Source organism: Muriicola sp. E247 (genome assembly GCF_041358175.1).
In the GTDB taxonomy this organism is placed as follows: domain Bacteria; phylum Bacteroidota; class Bacteroidia; order Flavobacteriales; family Flavobacteriaceae; genus Muriicola.
The window spans coordinates 112,890-135,531 of sequence record NZ_JBGKBE010000006.1 but is presented as its reverse complement, the minus strand read 5'-3'; the positions used below and the strand labels follow the sequence as shown (position 1 = coordinate 135,531).

Annotated in this window: 22 protein-coding genes; 5 read left to right on the top strand and 17 right to left on the bottom strand. The window is 42.1% G+C overall.

All coding sequences use genetic code 11. From position 1 onward, the window contains the following. Positions 1 to 30: 30 nt before the first annotated feature. The 12 genes from ftsA to mraZ all read right to left on the bottom strand — a co-directional run bounded on the left by ftsA (position 31) and on the right by mraZ (position 13,417). Positions 31 to 1,353 carry a cell division protein FtsA gene (gene ftsA, locus ACA086_RS10365; RefSeq protein WP_371003234.1) on the bottom strand — a complete coding sequence of 441 codons (1,323 nt, stop codon included), beginning with the start codon at positions 1,351 to 1,353 and terminating at the stop codon, positions 31 to 33. Between the two features lie 4 nt (positions 1,354 to 1,357). Then, positions 1,358 to 1,972: a cell division protein FtsQ/DivIB gene (locus ACA086_RS10360; protein ID WP_369747094.1), complete on the bottom strand. Its 615-nt coding sequence runs from the start codon at positions 1,970 to 1,972 to the stop codon at positions 1,358 to 1,360. A 94-nt stretch (positions 1,973 to 2,066) separates the two neighbouring features. After that, the gene (gene murC / locus ACA086_RS10355; protein WP_371003233.1) at positions 2,067 to 3,419 is read right to left on the bottom strand and encodes a UDP-N-acetylmuramate--L-alanine ligase; all 1,353 of its coding nucleotides are present in this window, start codon (positions 3,417 to 3,419) and stop codon (positions 2,067 to 2,069) included. Further along, complete coding sequence (murG, locus tag ACA086_RS10350) at positions 3,416 to 4,513, bottom strand: undecaprenyldiphospho-muramoylpentapeptide beta-N-acetylglucosaminyltransferase (protein ID WP_371003232.1); 1,098 nt, start codon at positions 4,511 to 4,513, stop codon at positions 3,416 to 3,418. The genes murC and murG overlap by 4 nt, the downstream gene beginning before the upstream one ends. After that, complete coding sequence (locus ACA086_RS10345) at positions 4,500 to 5,696, bottom strand: FtsW/RodA/SpoVE family cell cycle protein (RefSeq protein ID WP_371003282.1); 1,197 nt, start codon at positions 5,694 to 5,696, stop codon at positions 4,500 to 4,502. Before ACA086_RS10345 ends, murG begins: the two co-directional genes overlap by 14 nt. Continuing rightward, on the bottom strand, positions 5,697 to 7,031 hold the full coding sequence (gene murD, locus ACA086_RS10340) for a UDP-N-acetylmuramoyl-L-alanine--D-glutamate ligase (protein ID WP_371003231.1): 1,335 nt from the start codon (positions 7,029 to 7,031) through the stop codon (positions 5,697 to 5,699). Continuing rightward, the gene (mraY, locus tag ACA086_RS10335; RefSeq protein ID WP_369747090.1) at positions 7,032 to 8,252 is read right to left on the bottom strand and encodes a phospho-N-acetylmuramoyl-pentapeptide-transferase; all 1,221 of its coding nucleotides are present in this window, start codon (positions 8,250 to 8,252) and stop codon (positions 7,032 to 7,034) included. 12 nt (positions 8,253 to 8,264) lie between these two features. Beyond that, positions 8,265 to 9,728 (bottom strand): UDP-N-acetylmuramoyl-L-alanyl-D-glutamate--2,6-diaminopimelate ligase, encoded by a 1,464-nt coding sequence (locus ACA086_RS10330; RefSeq protein WP_371003230.1) that lies wholly within the window; start codon positions 9,726 to 9,728, stop codon positions 8,265 to 8,267. Continuing rightward, positions 9,725 to 11,731 (bottom strand): penicillin-binding protein, encoded by a 2,007-nt coding sequence (locus tag ACA086_RS10325; protein WP_371003229.1) that lies wholly within the window; start codon positions 11,729 to 11,731, stop codon positions 9,725 to 9,727. Before ACA086_RS10325 ends, ACA086_RS10330 begins: the two co-directional genes overlap by 4 nt. Next, entirely contained in the window at positions 11,732 to 12,052 is a 321-nt protein-coding gene (locus tag ACA086_RS10320; RefSeq protein ID WP_371003228.1) for an FtsL-like putative cell division protein, read from the bottom strand. Between the two features lie 17 nt (positions 12,053 to 12,069). Further along, the gene (gene rsmH / locus ACA086_RS10315) at positions 12,070 to 12,966 is read right to left on the bottom strand and encodes a 16S rRNA (cytosine(1402)-N(4))-methyltransferase RsmH (RefSeq protein WP_371003227.1); all 897 of its coding nucleotides are present in this window, start codon (positions 12,964 to 12,966) and stop codon (positions 12,070 to 12,072) included. Next, positions 12,953 to 13,417 carry a division/cell wall cluster transcriptional repressor MraZ gene (gene mraZ, locus ACA086_RS10310; RefSeq protein ID WP_369747085.1) on the bottom strand — a complete coding sequence of 155 codons (465 nt, stop codon included), beginning with the start codon at positions 13,415 to 13,417 and terminating at the stop codon, positions 12,953 to 12,955. The genes rsmH and mraZ overlap by 14 nt, the downstream gene beginning before the upstream one ends. A gap of 262 nt (positions 13,418 to 13,679) precedes the next feature. Between mraZ and ACA086_RS10305 the strand changes: the two genes are divergently transcribed. Both ACA086_RS10305 and yihA read left to right on the top strand, forming a co-directional pair. Then, a complete protein-coding gene (locus ACA086_RS10305) occupies positions 13,680 to 14,444 on the top strand; it encodes an alpha/beta fold hydrolase (protein ID WP_371003226.1) in 765 nt (254 codons plus the stop codon). A gap of 11 nt (positions 14,445 to 14,455) precedes the next feature. Next, positions 14,456 to 15,070: a ribosome biogenesis GTP-binding protein YihA/YsxC gene (gene yihA / locus ACA086_RS10300; RefSeq protein WP_371003224.1), complete on the top strand. Its 615-nt coding sequence runs from the start codon at positions 14,456 to 14,458 to the stop codon at positions 15,068 to 15,070. Between the two features lie 41 nt (positions 15,071 to 15,111). Here the strand turns inward: yihA and ACA086_RS10295 are convergent, their stop codons facing one another. Further along, on the bottom strand, positions 15,112 to 15,489 hold the full coding sequence (locus ACA086_RS10295; protein WP_371003222.1) for a GTPase: 378 nt from the start codon (positions 15,487 to 15,489) through the stop codon (positions 15,112 to 15,114). A gap of 105 nt (positions 15,490 to 15,594) precedes the next feature. Here ACA086_RS10295 and ACA086_RS10290 point away from each other — a divergent pair, with 105 nt between their 5' ends. After that, entirely contained in the window at positions 15,595 to 16,308 is a 714-nt protein-coding gene (locus ACA086_RS10290) for a pirin family protein (RefSeq protein ID WP_371003221.1), read from the top strand. A 13-nt stretch (positions 16,309 to 16,321) separates the two neighbouring features. Here the strand turns inward: ACA086_RS10290 and gldC are convergent, their stop codons facing one another. Next, the gene (gene gldC, locus ACA086_RS10285; protein ID WP_371003220.1) at positions 16,322 to 16,657 is read right to left on the bottom strand and encodes a gliding motility protein GldC; all 336 of its coding nucleotides are present in this window, start codon (positions 16,655 to 16,657) and stop codon (positions 16,322 to 16,324) included. Positions 16,658 to 16,661: 4 nt separating this feature from the next. Beyond that, positions 16,662 to 17,624, bottom strand: a complete 963-nt coding sequence (gene gldB / locus ACA086_RS10280; RefSeq protein ID WP_371003219.1) for a gliding motility lipoprotein GldB — start codon at positions 17,622 to 17,624, stop codon at positions 16,662 to 16,664. A 93-nt stretch (positions 17,625 to 17,717) separates the two neighbouring features. On the opposite strand from gldB, the gene nadE reads away from it, so the two are divergent. Together nadE and ACA086_RS10270 are read left to right on the top strand one after the other, a co-directional pair. Further along, positions 17,718 to 18,518 (top strand): NAD(+) synthase, encoded by an 801-nt coding sequence (nadE, locus tag ACA086_RS10275; protein WP_371003218.1) that lies wholly within the window; start codon positions 17,718 to 17,720, stop codon positions 18,516 to 18,518. Positions 18,519 to 18,670: 152 nt separating this feature from the next. After that, entirely contained in the window at positions 18,671 to 19,300 is a 630-nt protein-coding gene (locus ACA086_RS10270; RefSeq protein WP_371003217.1) for a response regulator, read from the top strand. A gap of 88 nt (positions 19,301 to 19,388) precedes the next feature. On the opposite strand, the gene dnaG is transcribed toward ACA086_RS10270, so the two are convergent. Further along, a complete protein-coding gene (gene dnaG / locus ACA086_RS10265) occupies positions 19,389 to 21,368 on the bottom strand; it encodes a DNA primase (protein WP_371003216.1) in 1,980 nt (659 codons plus the stop codon). Between the two features lie 121 nt (positions 21,369 to 21,489). Further along, positions 21,490 to 22,575, bottom strand: a complete 1,086-nt coding sequence (locus ACA086_RS10260; protein ID WP_371003215.1) for a hypothetical protein — start codon at positions 22,573 to 22,575, stop codon at positions 21,490 to 21,492. Positions 22,576 to 22,642 lie beyond the last annotated feature (67 nt).

Sequence of the window (22,642 nt, the reverse complement as noted above, 5' to 3'; positions counted from 1 at the left end):
TTTATTACTGGTTAAATGATATACTTTACTTTATTCTGCGTTGTCTAGAAAATCCTTGAGCTTTTCAGACCACCTGTCAAATACTGATTTTCGTTCTTTTCTGGCAGACGCGCTTGCACCCACCTCTTCGTGCCCTTCTAAAACCATCTCTCTCTCTTTTTCTTCCTCCAGGGTCTTTAACCTGCGCTTATCCTTATTCTCAACGGCATTCATCAATAATCCTACTGCGGTGGCATAAAGGGGACTGGCGATCTCTGCATCTGAATCTCCTGCCAGATGCTCGTTGGGGTATCCAATACGGGTGTCCATTCCGGTGATGTATTCTACCAGTTGTTTCAGGTGTTTCAACTGGCTACCTCCACCGGTGAGGACGATGCCGGCAATTAATTTTTTCTTTTGTTCTTCATGGCCGTAATTCTTAATCTCAACATAGACCTGTTCTACGATCTCGACCACACGGGCATGGATAATCTTTGACAAATTCTTCAGTGTAATTTCCTTAGGCTCCCTTCCTCTCAATCCGGGGATAGAAACAATTTCATTGTCCTTGTTTTCTCCCGGCCAGGCAGAACCGAATTTCATTTTCAAAAGCTCAGCCTGTTTTTCTATAATAGAGCATCCTTCCTTTATATCTTCGGTGATCACGTTTCCTCCAAAAGGTATAACCGCTGTATGCCTTATAATCCCATCTTTAAAAATCGCCAGGTCTGTGGTACCCCCCCCGATATCGATCAGGGCCACCCCTGCTTCTTTTTCTTCCTGACTTAATACAGCCTCGGAGGATGCCAGTGGCTCCAGAGTGATATTGTACAAATCGAGGCCTGCACTTTTAATACATCTTCCAATATTTTTTATAGAGGATACCTGGCCCACTACTACATGAAAGTTCGCTTCCAGGCGTCCTCCGTACATCCCTATAGGTTGTTTTATTTCAGCCTGCCCGTCTACCTTGTATTCCTGAGGCAGTACATGGATAATTTCTTCCCCGGGCAACATCACTAACTTGTAAACCTGGTTACAGAGTTTATCCAGGTCGTCTTCATTGATAACTTCTTCAGAATTCGCCCTGGTGATATAATCACTGTGCTGCAAACTGCGAATATGTTGTCCGGCAATACCCACGACAACAGATCCTATCTTAAGTCCGGCATCAGCTTCGGCCTGTTCCACGGCCTGCTGAATAGATTTAATTGTCTGGGTGATGTTATTCACCACGCCCCTATGCACGCCAAGACTTTTAGAACGACCTATCCCAAGTACTTCTATTTTGCCGTATTCATTTTCTTTACCGATGATCGCTACTATTTTAGTAGTTCCGATATCGAGGCCAACTGAGTAATTTTCTTGTTCCATGGTCTTAAATTTTAGTACACACTACTTGATTGTCAAATTCCAAATTCACTACTGCATAGTCCCTCAGGGATTTATCCTTTAGAGCCTTGGCATAAAAGGCTTTAAAATTTTTAAATTTCTTTTCCAGATCTTCCACATTTCCCAGGTCAACTATGAAATCCTCTACTCGAAACTTCAATTGATACCTTTCCTCGGCCTCTACATGTATCCCAATTACGTTTTTTCGCAAAAAATCATCCTGGTTGATATATTTTAATATTTCAAAAACATCATCCAGACTCTTACCTGTAATCTCTCCGGTGATTATTGGCACACGGGCAGAATGCAGCCTGGATAAAGGCATAGATTTACCTTCCTCATCAAGGTAAAATGTTTTAATCCCCTCTACACGACCTATGGGCTGCCTTTGGAAAATTTTAGATGTAAGTTTGTCATCAATAGTAAGATATACCTGGGCGCTTTTTACCATATCATGGGTCTCAATGACCTTTTCTATAGTATTCAAAACTAATTTTTCTTTGCCCAGCTTGAGGACACTACCATAATTTTGTATTAACAATTTATTAACCATCTCCTCAGAGAGGTATAAATTGTTGTCTCCTTCAAATATGATCTCCATTTCCTTTACGGGTCTTTTGAGATTTCTTTTATTCGAGAATGCATAAAGTCCTGTTATGCAGAATATTAGAATCAAGACCTTAATATAGTTCCAATTAATTTTCATATTCCAATGCTTGTTTTAATGATTCTACTTCAAGTCCGATATCCCCTGCTCCAAGAGTTACCAGGACCTGTGGTTTTTGTGCTATTATTTCATTTGCCAAGTCTTGTTTTGCTATCAACTTTTTCCTGGGATTTTGAATAAGATCAAGTAATCCCTGGGAGCTTACTCCGGGGATAGGTTTTTCACGGGCCGGATAAATATCCAGAAGAATAACACTGTCGAACCTGGACAAGCTTCTGGCGAATTCCTCAAGGAAATCACGAGTTCTGGAATAGAGATGTGGTTGAAAAACAGTTAGGATCTTAGTATTGGGATGCATCTCTTTAATCGCCTCAAAAACAGCGTCAATTTCTGTGGGATGATGCGCATAGTCATCAATAAAAATCAGATTTTCTTCCTTGATCTTATAGGAGAATCTTCGCTGAACACCTTTAAATGTTTCCAAAGCTTCTGCAAGGCGATCCAGCGGGGGACCAGCCTGAATCGCCATTGCGAAAGCCACCAAACCGTTTAACAGGTTATGCCTGCCTGGTTTGTTGAATTTCACCCCTTTCAAAATAGTGTCAGGGGTGCCCAAATCAAAAATGTAGGTACCATGTTCAATTCTGATGTTTTTTATACAATAATCCGAGTTATCATCTATCCCATAAGTGATCCCCTGAATGGGGAGGCCCTTCCTGACAAATAATTTCCCATTGGGTTTGAGCTTGGCTGCGAACTCTCTGAAGGACATTTGCAGGGCTTCATTATTTCCATATATATCGAGGTGATCAGCATCCATGGAAGTAATACAGGCCACATCGGGCTCTAGCTGAAGAAAAGATCTGTCAAATTCATCGGCCTCCACAACAGAGTACTGATTACCTTCCCATATAAAATTACTGTTGAAATCCTCGGATATCCCTCCCAAAAAAGCCGTAAGCGGAGTTCCTGTTTCCCTGAGAAGATGAGCCAGTATACTGGAAGTGGTCGTTTTTCCATGAGTACCTGCGACTGCAAAACAAAAGGTCTCCCGGGTAATCATTCCCAGCACTTCAGACCTCTTTTTTACCGTAAATCCCTTTTCCGTAAAATAGAGCCATTCCTTTAAGTCTTTTGGTACTGCCGGCGTATACACCACCAGTGTTTCTTTGGTATTAAAAAAGGATTCGGGAATCAGCGACAGGTCATCCGAGTAATGGATATCAATTCCAAGAGCTTCCAATTCCCGGGTCAGGGGGGTAGAAGTCTTGTCATAGCCGGCTACGGATGTACCCAAAAAAGTAAAATACCGGGCCAGGGCAGACATACCTATCCCACCGATACCAATAAAATACACCCTAAGAAAATCAAATTTCCTCATGATCCTGACTCAATTAATTTTTCAATTTCATCCACAATATGTTCGGTGGCCCTGGGCAAGGCCATTTTCTTTATATTTTCACTCAGTTCTTCCCTTTTTCGATCTGATTGCAATAGTTCTTCGAATGAGGATTTAAATTTGGTTTCAAGATCCTTTTCGGCCACCATTTCAGCTGCATTCACGTTTACCAATGCCAGCGCATTTTTGGTCTGATGGTCTTCGGCCACATTTGGTGAAGGGATAAAAAGCACGGGTTTGCCCACCAGACACAGTTCGGATACTGAGCCTGCTCCCGACCTGGAGATGATGATATCTGATATCCTGTAACCGTGTTCCATTTGATTGAGATATCCGTAGACCTTTACATTTTCACTGTTGTATTGTTTGTACTTCTCGTAATACATAGATCCACATTGCCAAACCAACTGTAACCCCGAGTCTGCGAAATACGACAGATGGTTTTCAATGAGTTCATTGATTCTCCGCGATCCCAGGCTCCCCCCCAAAATCAATAAGGTCTTTTTAGTCGGATCCAGCTCGAAATACCCATAGGACGGCCCCGCCTCTGCGGGCAACTGAACGAGGGTTGATCTCACCGGGTTTCCGGTGAGGACGATCTTCTCCTTCGGGAAGAACTTATCCATCCCATTATAGGCTACACATATTTTGCTCACTCTTGAAGCCAGGAGTTTATTGGTGATTCCAGCATAGGAATTCTGTTCCTGCAGAAGGCAGGGAATCCCCTTCCCGGATGCGACTCTAAGCACAGGACCACTGGCAAATCCACCAGTTCCAATGACCACATCGGGTTTAAAAGTGTTCACTATGTTCCTCGCTTTTATCAAACTACTAATCACTTTAATTGGGAAGAGCAAATTCTTCCACGTCAGTCTTCTCTGTAAACCACTTATCCATAATCCTTTTATTTGGTAACCAGCCTGAGGGACCTTCTCCATCTCCATCTTGTCTTTCGCCCCCACAAACAAAAACTCAGCTTCCGGAAATCGCTTTTTCAGCTCATTGGCGATTGCAATCGCCGGATATATATGACCTCCGGTACCTCCTCCGGAGAGGATAAACTTATAGTTGCCCACTTAAGACTTCTAAAGGGTTATTCTCATCTACTTCCGATTCATCTAAATCATTTGCTTTCTTTCTACTTGCACTCAGTACAATACCTATCGCCAGGCATGTCATCCAGATGGAAGTCCCTCCGGAACTAATCAGAGGCAGCGTTTGTCCGGTAACCGGAAACAGTTCAACAGCCACAGCCATATTTATCAAGGCCTGAAATACAATAGGAAGTCCGACACCCACCACCAGTAACTTTCCAAAAACCGACTCGTTGGCATTAGCCACTACCACAATTCTAAAAAGCAACAGCATATAAAAAAACATCAGGGAAAAGCCTCCTATAAGACCATATTCCTCAACGATGATGGCATAAATAAAATCAGAGGAGCTCTGCGGCAGGAAATTCTTCATTACACTTTTCCCGGCTCCGTTCCCTACAAGTCCGCCACTGGAAATTGCTATTTTGGCCTTTTCAATCTGGTAATCTGCCTCAGTATCCGCAGGGTCCCAGAAACTTTCAATCCGACTCATCCAGGTATCTACTCTGTTGGGAAAAAGATCGGGGGCCGCTTTGGCGATAAGAACAAAGAACATAAGTCCGATCAACCCAAAGCCTATCATCGCCGACAAGTATTTTAAGGGATAACCTCCAAGGAAACATAGAACCAACACCATAAAAAATAGGATAGCTGCCGTTGAAAAATTAGCCGGCAAAATCAAAACGACAATGAGAAAAACCGGAGCCCATAAGGGTAAAATACTTTCTCTAAAGGTTACTTCGCGATCTTTTATTTTGGATAGATACCGGGCGATATATACCATGAGTACCACTGAAGCCAGTGTAGATGTCTGAAAAGTGATCCCTACCAGTGGCAACCTTATCCAACGACTTGCATTGGCTCCTTCAATTGTTGTTCCCTGAGCAAGAGTATACACCAGTAAGGCGAGGACTACGGGCATGGCTATAATAGAAAGGCCTTTGAAATAATGAGAGGGAATCTTATGAACACCGTAAATTATTCCGAATCCCAAAAAAAGTAAGAGGCCGTGTTTCATCAGGTGCCCCATTGTGGTTCCATTTCCTACCACATATACCAGGTTACTACTGGCACTATATACCGGTAGGAAAGAGAATAGGGCCAGGAGTGCTACTACTGCCCAAATTACTTTATCGCCTTGTATGTGTCTTAGAAATTTCAGGATCTATAGATTTTTAATGGCTTCTTTAAACTGATTTCCCCTGTCCTCATAGTTTTCAAAAAGATCGAAACTTGCACATGCAGGGGAGAGCAACACCGTGTCACCACGTTCTGCAATTTTGTAGGCTACTTTAACAGCCTCAGACATGGCAAAGGTTTCGACAAAAATATCCACAGCATTGACGAAGGTCTGTCTGAGTTTGGAATTGTCTTCCCCAAGGCAAATTATTGCCTTTACCTTCTCACGCACGAGGGGCATAAGGGACTTATAGTCATTTCCTTTATCAACACCCCCAACTATCCATACGGTTGGGGTAGTCATGCTGTCGAGTGCATAATAAGTTGCATTGACATTAGTCGCTTTTGAATCGTTGATATACTGCACATGATGAATTTTCAGGACTTTTTCAAGCCTGTGTGCAGCACCCTGAAAGTTTTGAATACTATCACGGATGGTTTCTTTACGGATCCCCACCAGTTTCGCCGCCGTAATGGCCGCCATGGTATTTTTAAGGTTGTGCCGACCTTCTAATGCAAGTGAATCTGATGCTAGTTCCATAGTGTCTTCTTGTGTCTTTATTACAAATTGTTTGTCTTTTATATATGTTCCTATATCCCCTTCCTTCTTCAGTGAAAAGGGTAGTTTATTGGCTTGGATTGGGTGACTTTCGAGGTGAGCGATTATTGCTTCGTCTTCGGCATCGTAGATTAAAAAATCCTTGCTGCTCTGGTTTTCGGTTATCCTGAATTTAGAAGCGACATACTTTAGAAAATCATTTTCATATCGATCTAAATGATCAGGAGTGATGTTAGTTATCATCGCAATATGCGGCCTGAAAGAAGTGATTCCGTCGAGTTGGAAGCTGCTTATTTCAAGTACATAGTACTCCTTCTCGGTTTCAGCTACCATCCTTGCAAAACTATCCCCGATATTTCCAGCCATTCCAACCGAATAGCCAGCTTGTTCAAGGATGTGATGTGTGAGCATGGTCGTGGTAGTCTTTCCATTACTACCTGTGATCCCGATGATAGTTGCCTTTGTATATCTCGATGCAAATTCGATCTCCGATATCACTGGAATACCTTTATTAACCAGTTTCTGAACCAGAGGAACTCTATCTGGGATTCCGGGACTCTTCATCACCAGGTCGGCATTCAAAATCTTAGTCTCGGTATGTCCTCCTTCTTCCCATTCCAATCCATCATGTATAAGAACGTCTTTATATTTTTTCTTTAGCAGGCCTTTGTCTGAGACAAAGACTTCATACCCCTTCTGCTTCCCCAGGATGGCCGTACCGACGCCACTTTCGCCTCCTCCCAGGATCACTAATCGCTCCATTTACCTCACTTTTAAGGTTACAATGGTCACAATGGCCAGTAAGATTCCGATAATCCAGAATCTGGTGACAATCTTGCTTTCGTGATATCCTTTTTTTTGATAATGGTGGTGAAGAGGCGACATCAGAAATATGCGCTTCCCTTCTCCGTATTTTTTCTTTGTGTATTTGAAATAACTAACCTGCATCATTACTGAGAGCGACTCGGCGAAGAAAATCCCGCACAGCAGAGGTATCAGTAATTCCTTTCGTACGATGATGGCAATAACTGCAATCACACCTCCTATGGTTAAACTTCCAGTATCCCCCATAAATACCTGGGCAGGGAAGGCATTGTACCAAAGGAATCCGACCAGTGCCCCTACAAAAGCTGAAATAAACACCACCAGCTCTCCCGCTCTGGGGATATAAAAAATATCGAGATAGTCTGAGAAAATGATATTACCCGATACCCAGGCAAAAATGCCCAGAGTTAAGACTATAATAGCAGAAGTACCTGCGGCCAGGCCATCGATTCCATCAGTGAGGTTGGCTCCGTTGGAAACCGCGGTCACAATAAATATCACTATGGGGATAAAGATGAGCCAGGCGTAGTTTTGTACATCTCCTCCAATCCATGAAATCAAATTCCCGTAATCGAGCTCATTGTTCTTAAAAAAGGGAACATTGGTCTTGGTCGATTTTAATTCCTTGCCTTCTACCTCCTGAACTTCAAAACTCTCTGTGATGATTGTTCTGTTCTTTTCCTTCATGGTCACCTCGGGGTGGAAAAAGAGGGTAGCTCCCACAACCAGGCCTAAGACTACTTGTCCCAGGATTTTGAAACGACCCTTAAGGCCTTGTTTATTCTTTCTAAATATTTTTATATAGTCATCTATAAATCCGATAATTCCCATCCATAGGGTTGTTATAATTAACAGGACTACGTACACATTATCAAGTCGGGCGAAGAGAAGTACAGGTACCAGGGTAGACATAATAATGATAAGTCCGCCCATAGTGGGTGTTCCCTGTTTTTGCTGTTGTCCGTCGAGTCCGAGATCACGCACAGTCTCACCTATTTGTTTCTTTCTGAGAAAAAGAATGATGCGCTTTCCAAGAGTTGTGGCCAGAATAAGGGAAAGCAATACTGCCATAGCTGCCCTGAAGGAGAGAAACTGGAAGAGTGTCGCCCCCGGGAACTGGTATTGTTTTTCTAAGTATTCAAACAAATAATACAGCATACGTTTTTCTCACTATTTTTTTAGATCCTTCAATACTTGCTTGACGATTTTAAAATCATCAAAATCAGTCCTGTTGCCATTAGTTTCCTGGTAGGTTTCATGTCCTTTCCCGGCCAGGAGTATTATATCCTTTGCATCGGCAAGTTGGCAGGCCGTTTTAATAGCCTGTTTCCTGTTTTCAATAGACAGCACCTTCATTGTGTTCTGGGGTTCTACCCCTGCTTCCATTTCTGAAATAATGTTGGCGGGAGGTTCCGTCCTTGGATTGTCGCTGGTGAAAATAACCTTGTTACTAAGGGAGGTAGCGATATGCCCCATTACCGGACGCTTAGACTTGTCACGATCACCACCACACCCCACTACGGTGATGACGTTTTCATTTCCAGTCCTCAATGCACTGATTGTTTCCAGTACATTTTTTAAAGCGTCCGGCGTATGGGCATAATCAACAATAGCCGTTATGCGATTCTTTGATATATAGTATTGAAATCTTCCACTTACATTTTCCAGCTCACTTAGCAACTTCAGGGTTTCGAGCTTATCTAACCCAAGTAAATCAGCTGTAGCATAAATCGCCAGAACATTGTAAGCATTGAAATTCCCAATGAGCTTAGTCCATAATTCATTGTTATCAATCTTCAGCAGTTGCCCGCTAAATTGATTTTCCAGGATTTGTGCCCGGTAATCAGCATAGGATTTTAGGGCGTATGTGAATTTTCTGGCCTTGGTATTCTGTAACATGATCAGGCCGTTCTTATCATCCATATTTGATAAGGCAAAGGCTGTTTTAGGCAGGTGATCAAACAAGGTCTTTTTTGCATCTCTGTAATCGGCAAAAGATTTGTGGTAATCGAGGTGATCATGGGAGAGATTCGTAAAAATGGCTCCTGCAAAAACAAGGCCTTCTGTACGTTTCTGATCGATGCCATGCGAGCTAGCTTCCATAAAGCAGTATTCCACTCCTTCCTCACTCATCAGGGATAAATGGTAATTTATGGTAAGGGCGTCAGGGGTAGTGTGTAGAGTGTCGTACTCCTTGTCGTCTACCATGATCCTAATGGTTGATAACAGCCCTACCTTAAATCCGGCTTTTTTAAAGAGTTGGTATAAAAGGGTACTTACCGTTGTTTTCCCGTTGGTACCCGTGACCCCTATTAATTTTAAATTTTTAGAGGGATTCTCATAAAAATTTGAGGCCATAATAGCCAGTGCCTTTTTAGTATCACTTACTTCAATATAGCTCACCTCATTGACCAGCTTATTCGGCAATTGCTCACAAATGATTGCATTGGCTCCTTTCGCAATGGCTTTTTCTATATAATCGTGTCCGTCGGATTGTGTTCCTCTTATAGCCACAAACACATCATCAAGAGCAACCATTCTGGAATCAAAACATATTTGATTCACGAGCTTGGCGGTAGTACCGCTAACCGCCGTAAGGCTAACTCCATATAATATGTCTTTTAATGACTTCATGAGAGTTCGAGAACTATTTTAGAAACCTGATTAAGACGGGTTCCCTGACTAACCGATTGCTTCTTTACTTTTCCATTGCCTTTTACTTCTACCTCCAGGCCGAGGTTTTCCAGGATGGAAATGGCATCCATCCCACTCATACCTTTTAAATTGGGCATGATCGTCAATTCCTTCTGCGCTTCCTGATAATAAGATTCATAGGCCTGTTCAAGTGCCTCATTATAGGGTTCGAGGTCTGCTACCTCATCAACCAGTGGATTATTTGAATAAATCTTTTGTGCTATGGATTTGAATACGGGCCCTGACACATCGGCTCCGTAGTAGCCTACACTCTTATCCGGTTCATGGATGACCACTATGCAGGAATACTTAGGATTATCAGCGGGGAAATAACCTGCAAAGGTGGAAATGTACCTTAGTTTGTCAGGATCTTTCCCTACATAATTCTTTTGGGCCGTACCTGTTTTACCAGCCATAGAAAAGTCCGCAGCATATAATTTGTGTCCTGTTCCATGCTCTCGCTCCACGACATTTTTTAGTAATTGCTGTACTTTTCGCACTGTCTCCTTAGAACATATGGCAGGGTTGATTACTTCCTTGTCAAATTCCTGAATTGTATTATTCCACTCTTTTACTTCCTTAATAAGTCTGGGCCTGAGAAGTTCTCCGTCGTTCGCAATGGCATTGTAAAAAGCAAGTATCTGGAGGGGAGTCATGGCCACTTCATAGCCGTGAGACATCCATGCCAAAGAAATTCCAGACCAGCCTTTGTCGCCAGGATTTCTTAGTACCGGCACCCCTTCTCCCTTTATTGGAAGACCGAGATCTTTATGCAGGTCCATTTGCATAAGTCGGTTGACAAATGCCTGGGGATTGTGCTTATAATTATTGTGGATCATTTTGGCGAAGGCCGTATTGGATGAAACTTCAAAAGCTTCAGCTACAGAAATCTTACCATATCCCCCGTGTTTTGAATCTCTCACGATTCGGTCGTAAAGGCGCCACCTCCCTTTTTCTGTATCTATAATGCTGCTGGTATCTACCACTTTATCTTCCAGAGCTGCCACCAGTGACATCAGTTTAAATGTCGATCCAGGCTCATGTGATTCTCCAACAGCATAATTCAATCTTTCGTAGTATTTGTCATCAGCCGTCCTGCCCAAATTGGAAATTGCTTTAATCTCTCCTGTATGGGTCTCCATAACGATAACAGAGCCATGGTCAGCTTTGTATTTTTCCAGCTGCCTGAGCAAGGCATGATGGGCGATGTCCTGAATGTTGATATCAATGGTAGAAATAACATCGTACCCATCCTGAGGCTCTATAATATTGTCAAGTCCGATAGGCTTCCATTGCCCTTTGGCAATTTTTTGCTTGAGTCGCTTCCCCTCTTTCCCTCTCAGGTATTCGCCAAAAGCACCTTCAAGGCCTACACGGGTAACATAGCCGTTTTCATCAAACCGCTCGTATCCTACACTCCGTTCAGCAATCTTTCCCAAAGGGTGTTCGCGTACTGTTTTCTGATCTACTATGAGTCCACCCCTGTATGGTCCCATATTAAAAAGCGGAAACTCTTTAATGCTCATATACTGGGAGTAATCCAGGTTTCGGGCGATGAGAGCATATCTGTTTTTATTGGCTTTTGCTTTGCGAAGAAGGCGTTCAAAATGAGATGCGGGCCTATTTAATAAAGCACCCAGTTTGGCAGCAAGGGGCCCGGCATACCGTTGAAAATCCTCGTCTTTTACCGTAACAGCATCAAATCTGATAGCGTATTTGGAAACAGAAGTGGCGAGCAAACTTCCGTCATCAGAATATAGATTCCCCCGGTTAGGTGGGATAGTGAACATTTTCTCTGTTCGCTGCAAAGCCAGTTCTTTGTATTTATCACCCTGCACCATTTGAATACTCACCAGCTTAAACAGAACCAGGCCGCCAAAAAGGAAGAGACCTCCGGCAACGAGATATAACCTGGTTAAAATGTGCTTACTGGAAAATGCCATTTAAGGGAGGGTTGATTTTACTTTGATCTTCTTTGGCGGGGTCTCGGACGGGAGCAGACCTTTTTCTGCTACGGTTAAACGTACAGTCGACTCTAATTTTAGCTTTTGTACATCCGAGCGCATTTCCACAAATTGACTACGCAATTCCTTTACTTCTTCGTTAAGAGAAGCAAGCTGATGTACTTTTCTGTCGGCACTGTGGGAGCTCGATATCATCACTGTTGCCAGGAATGAAGCAAATACAAGGAACAGCCAGTTTTTTGGAGCGTCCCCACTAACGAGAAACTTACCTTTTAAAATGGATACGATTCCTTTTTTCATTTCGTTGCTCAATATTTTTAAATGCGTTCTGCAATTCTCAACTTGGCACTTCGTGCCCTGTTGTTTTCTTTGATCTCCTCTTCTGTAGGGACGACCAGATTTCCTACTTTTTTAAATGGCTTTATCGGTTTACCATAAAAATCCTTTTCCAATTCCCCTTCAAAGTTTCCCGTTAGGATAAACCGTTTTACCAATCTGTCTTCCAGTGAATGGTAACTGATGATACTCAAGCGCCCTCCTTCAACGAGCAAATCCGGTGTCTGAAGCAGAAATTCTTTTATGGCCTCCAATTCCTGATTCACTTCAATTCTCACCGCCTGATAAATCTGGGCCAGAATTTTATGCTCTTTATGTGCAGGTAAAAACCTTTTTAATACCTGCTTCAGTTCTGACGAGGTCTTTACAGGATTCTTTTCTCTTGCCTCAACCAAGCTCCTGGCCATAGCTTCGGCATTTCTGAGTTCGCCATAGACCTTTAAAACCCGCCCCAAATCCTTAGCCGGGTATTCGTTGATCACTTCGTAAGCCGACAGTTCATTTCTCTGAGACATCCTCATGTCCAGATCGCCTTCAAAACGAGTAGAAAAACCGCGCTTTGCACTGTCGAATTGATGTGAGGAAACACCGAAATCTGCAAGTATTCCATTCACTTTCCGAATTCCATAGAACTTTAAAAACTGACCGAGGTACCTGAAATTTTCATTGATCAGTGTAAATCGGTCATCTTTTATCTCATTGTCCAGAGCGTCTTCATCCTGATCAAAAGCGATCAACCTTCCTTCTTTTCCCAATCTTTCCAATATAGCTTTGGAATGACCTCCTCCTCCAAACGTGATGTCTACATAGACACCATCTTTTTTTATGTTGAGCCCTTCCACTGAAGGACCCAGCAATACCGGATTATGATAACTCATCACCATCTTCACCCATTACTTCTTCAGCTAATTCTGCAAAATTCTCAGCTGTTTCATCCAGTACTTTTTCGTAGCTGTCCTTATCCCAGATTTCAATTATATTAATTGCCGAACTCAGCACCACTTCCTTGGAAATACCTGCAATGGCAATAAGGTTTTTTGGAATCAACAATCGGCCAGTGGCATCAATCTCAACAGGTTTAACCCCGGCTGAGAACCTTCTTATAAAATCGTTGTTCTTTTTCTTGAATCGATTTTTCCGATTCATTTTCTGCATAAGCAGATTCCATTCTTCCATGGGATAAAGTTCCAGGCAAGGCTGAAAAACAGAGCGCTTGATCACAAAGCCCTTGTTTATTACGGGAGCCATTTGATTCTTAAGGGTGACAGGTATCATTACCCTCCCTTTTACATCGGCCTTGCATTCATATGTTCCAATGAAATTGATCATTCAAATCTGGTTGGTCTACCGTATATAAACTCAAATATATAGAAATTATTACCACAATTTACCACAAATTACCACTTTGTTCATAAAAATTGGAATATTTAACCTTTGAACCTACCCCTGTAATTGTGTTAAATACATTGGTCGGCAATACCTCAAAGTATTTTAAGCTAAGATGTAGTGACAATTCATGGTCATCTCAATTAAATGGCCCCATATGAGGGAAATGCCTATATTTGCCAACTGACAACCGAAGCTGTCGAGCATGGAGAATTCAATTAAGACCGATGGGAAATACCGATATATAGAAGTCGGTGAAGGCACACCTATGATCATACTTCACGGGTTGATGGGAGGGCTGAGTAATTTTGAGGGTGTAACCAATTACTTTCCTGAAAAAGGGTATCAGGTACTCGTTCCCGAATTGCCAATCTACAGCATGCCAATGCTCAAGACCAACGTTAAGAATTTTGCCAAATACCTCGAGCAGTTCATCGAATACAAAGGGCTAAAAGATGTTATTCTTTTGGGAAACTCTTTAGGCGGACATATTGGATTACTACATACCAAACTATACCCTGAAATGGTGAAGGCACTGGTCATCACCGGTAGTTCCGGCCTATATGAAAGTGCCATGGGAGATGGGTATCCCAAACGTGGGGATTATGAATTTATAAAGAAGAAAGCTCAGGACGTATTCTATGATCCTGCGGTTGCGACCAAAGAAATAGTCGATGAGGTATTTGCCACTGTAAATGATAGGATGAAACTGGTTAAAACTCTGGCAATCGCCAAAAGTGCCATCAGGCATAATATGTCCAAAGACCTGCCTCATATGCTTACCCCTACATGTATTATCTGGGGGGAAAACGATTCTGTGACGCCTCCCAATGTAGCCAAAGAGTTTCATGAACTTCTCCCCGATTCGGATTTATTCTGGATTGAGAAATGCGGACATGCCCCTATGATGGAACATCCCGATGAATTCAATGAAATTCTTGCCAAATGGCTGGAGAAGCGTAAATTCTAAATCCGCAAATCATGAAAATAAAGTCGGCCGACTTTGTCATGAGCAATTCCAGTGTTGCCCATTGCCCTTCTGATCCCATTCCCGAATACGCCTTTATAGGCCGATCCAATGTAGGAAAAAGTTCGCTGATCAATATGCTTACTCAGCGTAAGTCACTGGCTAAGACTTCGGGCAGGCCAGGTAAGACCCAGCTGATCAATCACTTTAAAATCAATAAGAACTGGTTTTTAGTAGATCTACCGGGATATGGCTATGCCAGGGTATCGAAAAAAGACAAAAAAACCTTTCAAAAATATATTACGGAGTACTTTTTAAAAAGATCCCAGCTTCTAAGTGCATTCGTACTTATCGACATACGTCATGAACCCCAACCCATAGACCTCAATTTTATGGCCTGGATGGGAGAAAATCAGATCCCGTTTTCCATCATTTTTACAAAGGCAGACAAACTCAAACCCAAGGCTATCGACAGACAGGTTCAGGCGTACCTTAAAACAATGACTGACGACCTGTGGGAAGAAGCTCCTCAGTATTTTGTGACCTCCTCCCTCAAAGCTTTTGGGAGAGATGAGATCCTGTCTTATATAGATGGAATAAATATTGAATTTTACAAGCAGCAGCTTTAATCCCCTGAAAGCCAGAGTTAATTCGACGTCAGATCATCTTATCAATCCAATCTTTTACAGATTGCCTCGATCAATTCTTCGGTCTTTTGTAATTCGTTGATTTCTTTAGTACCTAAAAAGAGACTCATTTCATGGTCAGAGAGTTCAAGAACAACAGGGAAAGAGTACTGAGGCATGAATTTAGAGGAGTATTGCGCTAAAAATTCATCCTTATGCAGAAATTCCATCGGGATGTTATGTTCCTTTCGAAACCTTTTCCATATCGATTTCTCCCTGAATTTCCCATAGGTCAGTTCGCAGAGCCTGCATTGATACGTCTCGGGATTCAAAGCTTTATGTGCGGCATCAAAGATGCCGTTCATCAGTCCTGAGTCAGCATTGTAAACAAAAAGTAAGTTCTTAATTGGATCTCCGGGCACAAATAACGATTTTTAAATTTCTATTTAAGGATGGGTTTCAGACCTCGTAGACGAAACATAACAGAATACCTTACTTCTAAAATAAGAATTAATACTTGACCTATCATGAAGAAAATACTCCATAAAGCAAACACAAGGGGATCTGCCAACCATGGATGGCTTAGTAGTTATCACACATTTAGCTTTGGAAATTATTATGAATCTTCCCGGATGAATTTTGGTGTATTACGTGTATTAAATGATGATGAAGTAGCCCCCGGAATGGGATTTGGAACACATCCACATCAAAATATGGAAATTATTTCTATCCCCCTGGAAGGAGAACTCGAACACAAAGACAGCATGGGCAACAAAGCCCTAATTAAAGCAGGGGATATTCAGGTGATGAGTGCGGGCATCGGGGTGGAACATAGCGAACGAAATAAGAACCGTGATAAAAAGGTGAAATTTTTGCAAATATGGGTACTTCCCAACAAAGTGAATGTTACGCCCAGATATGATCAGATAACCCTGGACAAAGCTTCTTTTAAAAATCAATTCTTTCAGATTGTCTCTCCTGATCCCGGAGACAGTGGGGTCTGGATTCACCAGGATGCATGGTTTCATCTGGGGGAATTTGATCCTGGTCTGACGATCAGGAAGAATTTACAGGATAAGACTAACGGACTGTATATTTTCCTCCTTGAAGGCAGCTGCAGGGTAGCTGGTGAGACCTTAAATAACAGAGATGGATTGGGAGTATGGGAAACCCAATCTGTGGAGTTTGAGATTCAGGAAGAATGTAAAATCCTGTTGATGGAGGTACCTATGTCTAATTAGGCCCCTATATCGTTCAAGCATTCAATTCGAGCTTTTCAGCAAAATATGAACAAAAATCCTTCATAGTGGCCGTCATTTTCTCGTCCTGAGTTGCCTTCATAAAGGTATCAGAAAGGGCCACTAAAGTCTGGTGAAAAAAGACCTTCATTTCATCCAGCGGCATGTCTTTTGTCCAGAGGTCGATCTTAAGCGACTCCTTATTTTTACTATCCCAGACGGAAAGCAACATTGCCTTGGCTTCCTCATCTACAATACCTCCGTCTTCTGCAGACCAGTTTAATTTTTCAGGAATCCGATTCTCATCAAGAGTAATTCTTAAAGTGATTTCTGAAGACTCTTCTTTTGCCATTTTCTTACTTCTGAGGTTTATAATTTGATTGTTTAAAGATGGTTTCCGCGGGTAAATTCCACAATTCCGAAACAGGAGTACTCGTTCTTTCCATAAATGCTCTGACGATTTTCCACCCCATATACCTTCCAAGACGTCCCGGGGATTCGTTGTCCAGTTCAAGTCTGAATTTTGAGAAAGGTGCAGGATCCAGAAATCGGGGACCCAACTTGGTGTCGGTGCTAAAAAGCAACTCCCGTTCAATGAAGTATCGCCAGATTTGTTCTTCGTTCGCCTCCGCCCATACTAACTCATTTGGCTCGTATCCTATCTTTTGTTCATCAGACTGCCATGAAAGAAGAAGGTCTTTTAAATAAAGTTCTTTTCCATAGTACACCATTTGAGCCAAAAAACTTCGATTCTCGGGATAAGGAATAATTTTTTTCGAAAGTGCACTTACAATGTCACTTTCGAGGTATTCTTTCTCCAGCCCCTTGGCAATATACCGGTCAATCCCCGCATAAAACCTATGATTCTTCCCGAGATAATTATCCAACCCTATCAGGAGCAGGCTATCAGTAAGGATGATACGGTTTTCATAATCGACATCTGTAGTAAGCGTAATCAGGGTCGGCACCTGATAATTCGGGAAGTAATACGTAATATGTTTAAAAAGTAGTGTTAATTCTTCCTCCTGCTCTTTAAAATCTGTAAATGCACTGTCTACTGCCTGCCTTAATTCCATCTGTATACTATCCTGCAGTTTTGCGATCCAGACACTATCCGAATACTGAGGAGGAAAAAAGTAAGGGTATTTTTGTTTGATCTTTGGAAGTGTGGCCGGAGTGGCCCCGGCAAACTCCTTGTCGAATCTGAGCACATTCAGAGCTACTGGTCTGTTTGCAATTGCTTCCGGAATTCCTTTTTCCTCCTTACAAGCGGAGAAAAGAACAAGAATTACCAAAACCCATACTGTTGTCTTTTGCATAAAAAGTAAAGCCTTATCTGTTTTAATATTCGGTTTACAGGGGTTATTTTTACGGGGCCAAAGTTACAGTATTTGAATTTAAAAAAGCGCATTATGCAAACAGACAAAGTGGTAGATCATATTGTAGAATGGTTAAAGGATTATACCCTGAATGCCAGAATGAAAGGATTTGTAGTAGGAGTTTCAGGTGGAATAGATTCTGCGGTCACCTCTACACTCTGTGCCCGTACGGGCCTGAAGGTATTATGCGTTGAAATGCCCATACACCAGGGGGAAAGTCAGGTTACCAGAGCCGACAGGCATATAGACTGGCTGATGGAAAAATATCCCAATGTGAGCAGGCAACCGGTAAACCTCACCCCTGTCTTTGATCAGTTGGTGGATTCCTTACCAAAAGTAGATAACGAGGAAGAACGATTTATGTCACTAGCCAATACCCGTGCGAGACTAAGAATGACCACCCTTTATTACTTCGCAGCTTTATTAGGGTATCTGGTAGCAGGGACGGGTAATAAGGTGGAAGATTTTGGGATTGGGTTCTACACAAAATACGGAGATGGTGGGGTAGACCTCAGCCCTATTGCAGACCTGCTGAAAACAGAAGTGTACGAGATAGGTTCTTTCCTCGGTGTGAATAAAGACATCCTAATGGCACCTCCGACAGACGGACTCTGGGGAGACGACAGAACCGATGAGGATCAGATTGGCGCCTCTTACCCCGAATTGGAGTGGGCCATGAAAATGGATGAAAAAGGAAAAAGCATTGAGGACTTCAAAAATCGTGAAGCAGAAGTTTTTACCATTTATAAGAAGTACAATTCTGCCAATAAACATAAGATGATTCCTATACCAATTTGTGAGATTCCTGATACGCTAAAACAACCGATCACCTAAGAATCAAGCTATTAAGACGAATTGTTGGTCGTAAATTGTAGTAAAACCATAAAATTATTACAGTTTTGCCTTAGAAATTTGATATTAAAACCTTACATTGCGTGTTAGGGTTATACGTAAGACATACGTATAGTATTCAGAAAAAACCAACAATGATCAATATTTTAATTGCAGACAATCATCCTATTGTCCGATTGGGAATCAAAGAAGTCCTTAATACTGTTCCGGAATTTCAAGTTTTAGGAGACGTTTCAACAACCACTGAACTTTTTAATACTTTAGAAAAAGTTAAACCAGACGTGGTTATATTAGAAATGGATATTCCTGAAATCAATGGGATTGCTACTTTAAGGAAGATGAAAAAAGAGTATCCCGATGTAAAGGTACTCATCTACAGCGGGCAGTCGGAAGATGTATACGCCTTGAGTACAATAAGAGCTGGAGCCTTCGGATATCTGTCGAAAACCTCGGAATTGGACTATATTATTACTGCCGTAAAAAAGGTAGGTGATGCCAAGATGTTCATCACTAACGAACTGGCTCAGCGTCTGGCGTTTGATGAAGGAACACAAAAACAGCGAAGATTCTTCCGGAAATTATCCACCAGGGAAGTAGAAGTTTTAAAACTTCTTGCCAGTGGTAAACGAAATAAAGATGTCGCAGAAGGCCTTAACCTGAATGAAAAGACGGTAAGTACCTACAAGTCTCGTTTGATGAAAAAACTCAATGTAGACAACCTAGTAGACTTACTACAGCAGGCAAAAGCCCTGGAATTGTATTAAACATTTTAGATAAGATGAAAGCTCCCGTTTCTAATTGGGGGCTTTTTTTATGTTCTTTTCCTAACCAATTATAGCGGAATTCCGGGTTTTAAGACAGGACCCGGTTTAATTTATTATTGAGTAATTTATTGAGCTGGAGATAATTGACAATTTCTTCCAGCACTTCATTATTATCCTCTGATTCTTCCTCGGTGTTTTGTTGCAGACTGTAAATCCTTTTTTTTATCAGGTAGCACCTCAGGGTAAGGATGGTTTCGCTTACAAGCTGAGCAATAGTTCCGGATTTCTCTTTGGGATAAATGTCTTTTCGTTCCCAGTTGTGCAGGTTGTACTTTTCCTCCTCCATCAGGATAGAAGAGATATTATTAACCAATTCCTGATCCAGGTCGTTCAAAAATGCTGAGAGTTGGAAATCATCTTTTTCATTCAGGGATTCCATTAGCTTGTAATAGATGATTTTGAATTGATCATGAGTAAGTTCAATCTCATCTTCCTGCAGATCGAGGTAGATCTTTTCGTAAACCTTAGCTTCAACCTGTTCAGGTTCAAGGACCAATTCTCCTTCCTCATTTTCTTTGAGAACCAGATCCTCGAATTGCTGTTGTTCCTTTCCGTAAAGAAGGAGGATCTCGATTATCTTTCGTTCCAGCTCAAATTGCACATCTACCTTGGCTTCCTTAGGATGCTCTCTAACTACTTCGAACGCCTTTTGCTGCTGTCTTTCCTGTTTCTTTGCCTCGGTATTTTCTTTCCTGCTGATCTGTGCCAGGGTGTTAAAAAGTACCTCTTCTGAAATATTCATCATCGCAGCACATTGCTGCACGTATATTTCACGCTTGATACGGTCCGGGATCTTGGAGATACTATTTACGATATCCCGAATAGTATCCGCTTTTTTAATGGGATCGTTTGCTGCTTCCTCAGCAAGAAGGGAGGTTTTAAACTGAATAAAATCCTTGGCATGTTCTTCCAGATAGGCAAGAACATCTTCATAGGCATTATTCTTGGCAAAACTGTCGGGATCTTCTCCCTCCGGAAATGTGCAGATACGCACATTCATGCCCTGTTCAAGAATAAGGTCTACCCCCCGTAGCGAAGCCCGTACACCCGCGGCATCCCCGTCGAACAGCACTGTAATATTCCTGGTTAATCGGTTGATAATGCGTATCTGATCGGGCGTCAGGGCCGTCCCGCTGGAGGCCACAACGTTATGGATTCCCCGCTGATACATTTGTATAACATCCGTATAACCCTCCACCAGATAGCAATTGTCTTCTTTGGCTATGGCTTGTTTTGCATAGTAAATCCCGTATAGTACCTTACTTTTATGGTAAATTTCACTTTCCGGTGAATTGAGGTATTTTGCTGCTTTTTTATCATTTCCCAGAATACGACCTCCAAAACCCAGCACTCTGCCACTTAATGAATGTATTGGAAAAAGAACCCTTCCTTTAAAACGGTCAAATTTTCTTTTAATCCCCGGATTTCTGGGATCGTCCTTTACAATGGTCAGGCCTGTTTTTTCGAGATAATCGAGTTGATATCCTTTTTCCAGGGCATGCGTTGTAAAGGCATCCCATTCATCAAGGCCATATCCCAGGCCAAAATGACGTATGGTTTCTTCTGTAAATCCCCTCTCTTTAAAATAGCTGAGTCCGACCGCCTTCCCGGGTTCTGTATCCCATAATATGTTCTGGTAGTACTCCTGGGCGAATTCTGATACGAGATATAAGCTCTCGCGTTCATTGGCCTGCTCTTTCTGTTCGTCCGTTTGTTCGGTTTCCTCTATTTCAATCTGGTATTTTTTGGCAAGGTATTTAATCGCCTCAGGATATGTAAAGTGTTCGTGTTCCATTAAGAACGCAACAACATTACCCCCTTTACCGCTGCTAAAATCTTTCCAAATCTGTTTTACCGGAGACACCATAAAACTAGGAGTCCGTTCATCTGTAAAAGGGCTAAGACCTTTAAAATTAGAACCAGATTTTTTCAGGCTAACAAAATCGCCTATAACCTCCTCTACACGGGCAGTTTCGTAAACCTGGTCAATGGTCGATTTTGAGATCAATTGAGTATTATTAAAGAGGAGTAAAAATACACAAACAGGGACGGTTATAAAAACAAATCCCTGTTTTCTAAAGTATACTGCAGTTGCGATGCAACACTGCTATGGATTCACTAATTATTTCTCAATCCATATCGAATCTCAGGCCAAAAGAAATATTTCGTTGTTCTATGCTGGCATCCTGAAATATGGGGTTAAGGTCGTATTTTGTATACAACAATACTCCGTCAATACCTACATAAGCTCCTATCCCATAAACAAAATCACTGCTGTTGTACCCTCGCTTTAATTTATCTTTCACCCTTTCCCCATTCCTGTCGTACTTAAGTTTTTGACGGGTTCCGATATTGAATCCCGCAAAACCTCCAAAACCAATGCGAAACTGGTTCCTTATCGAGTACCTTATCTTCGTCTCCGTTTCTGTAAACTTTGAAGGTCCGAATTCAAAATAGACTGGGACTACGAGGTTGTCCATACGTAGTTTTGCCTTTCTTAGGTCAACGTCAAACGTTTCCAGGGTCGTCTCCGGCCCGTCGGATACAAAGTACTGATTATCCTTGGGTTGCAGGCCGTTAAATTGTAAAGACAAACCGTAATTAATTCGCATAAAATTAGTGTTCTTAAAAACTCTTGTTCTCCATGATACCCCTAATTCAAAAAATCGGCTGCCTCCTAACTCGTAGGGAGAGTCTCCCAGCGACTGACCGTCGATGATGGCGTTATTGATCCCGAAAGCCAGCACCAGATCAGAATATGTTCTCCGGTCGTAAACTACTGGTTTTGGTTCTTTCCTATCTGAATATCGGATCCCAAATATCCTGCTGTTTTCAGTATCCCGGTGACCCCAACCAATTTCTATCTTAGTCACATACTGGGTGCTGTCCTGTTCCGCATCTGTCACTCCTCCATTCCGCTGCATCAGCGCGATAGTGTTATCGAGAATTGCCAGTTTATTTTCAATATTAAGTGCTCTTTTTCGCGCCGCCTCCTCTTTTAATTCCCGGGCTTCCTCCGCAGTTATCTCTCCGCTTTTTTGCCTCATAACGATAGCTTCCACTTCTTTCTTCAGGGCTTCTTTCTCCTGTAAGGCAACCCGCTCCTTCTGCTGTTGAAGTGAATCTATTTTTTGTTGTACTTCTGTCTGAGCGCTAAGGCTCTGGATGAGAAGAAAAATAATAAAGGTCAGGGTTAGTCTTGTTAATGTTGTCATGATTTTTGATTTTATTTGATTGATGAACAAACTCTTCCCGGCCTCATAGGCGAGCTATGAAGAAGGT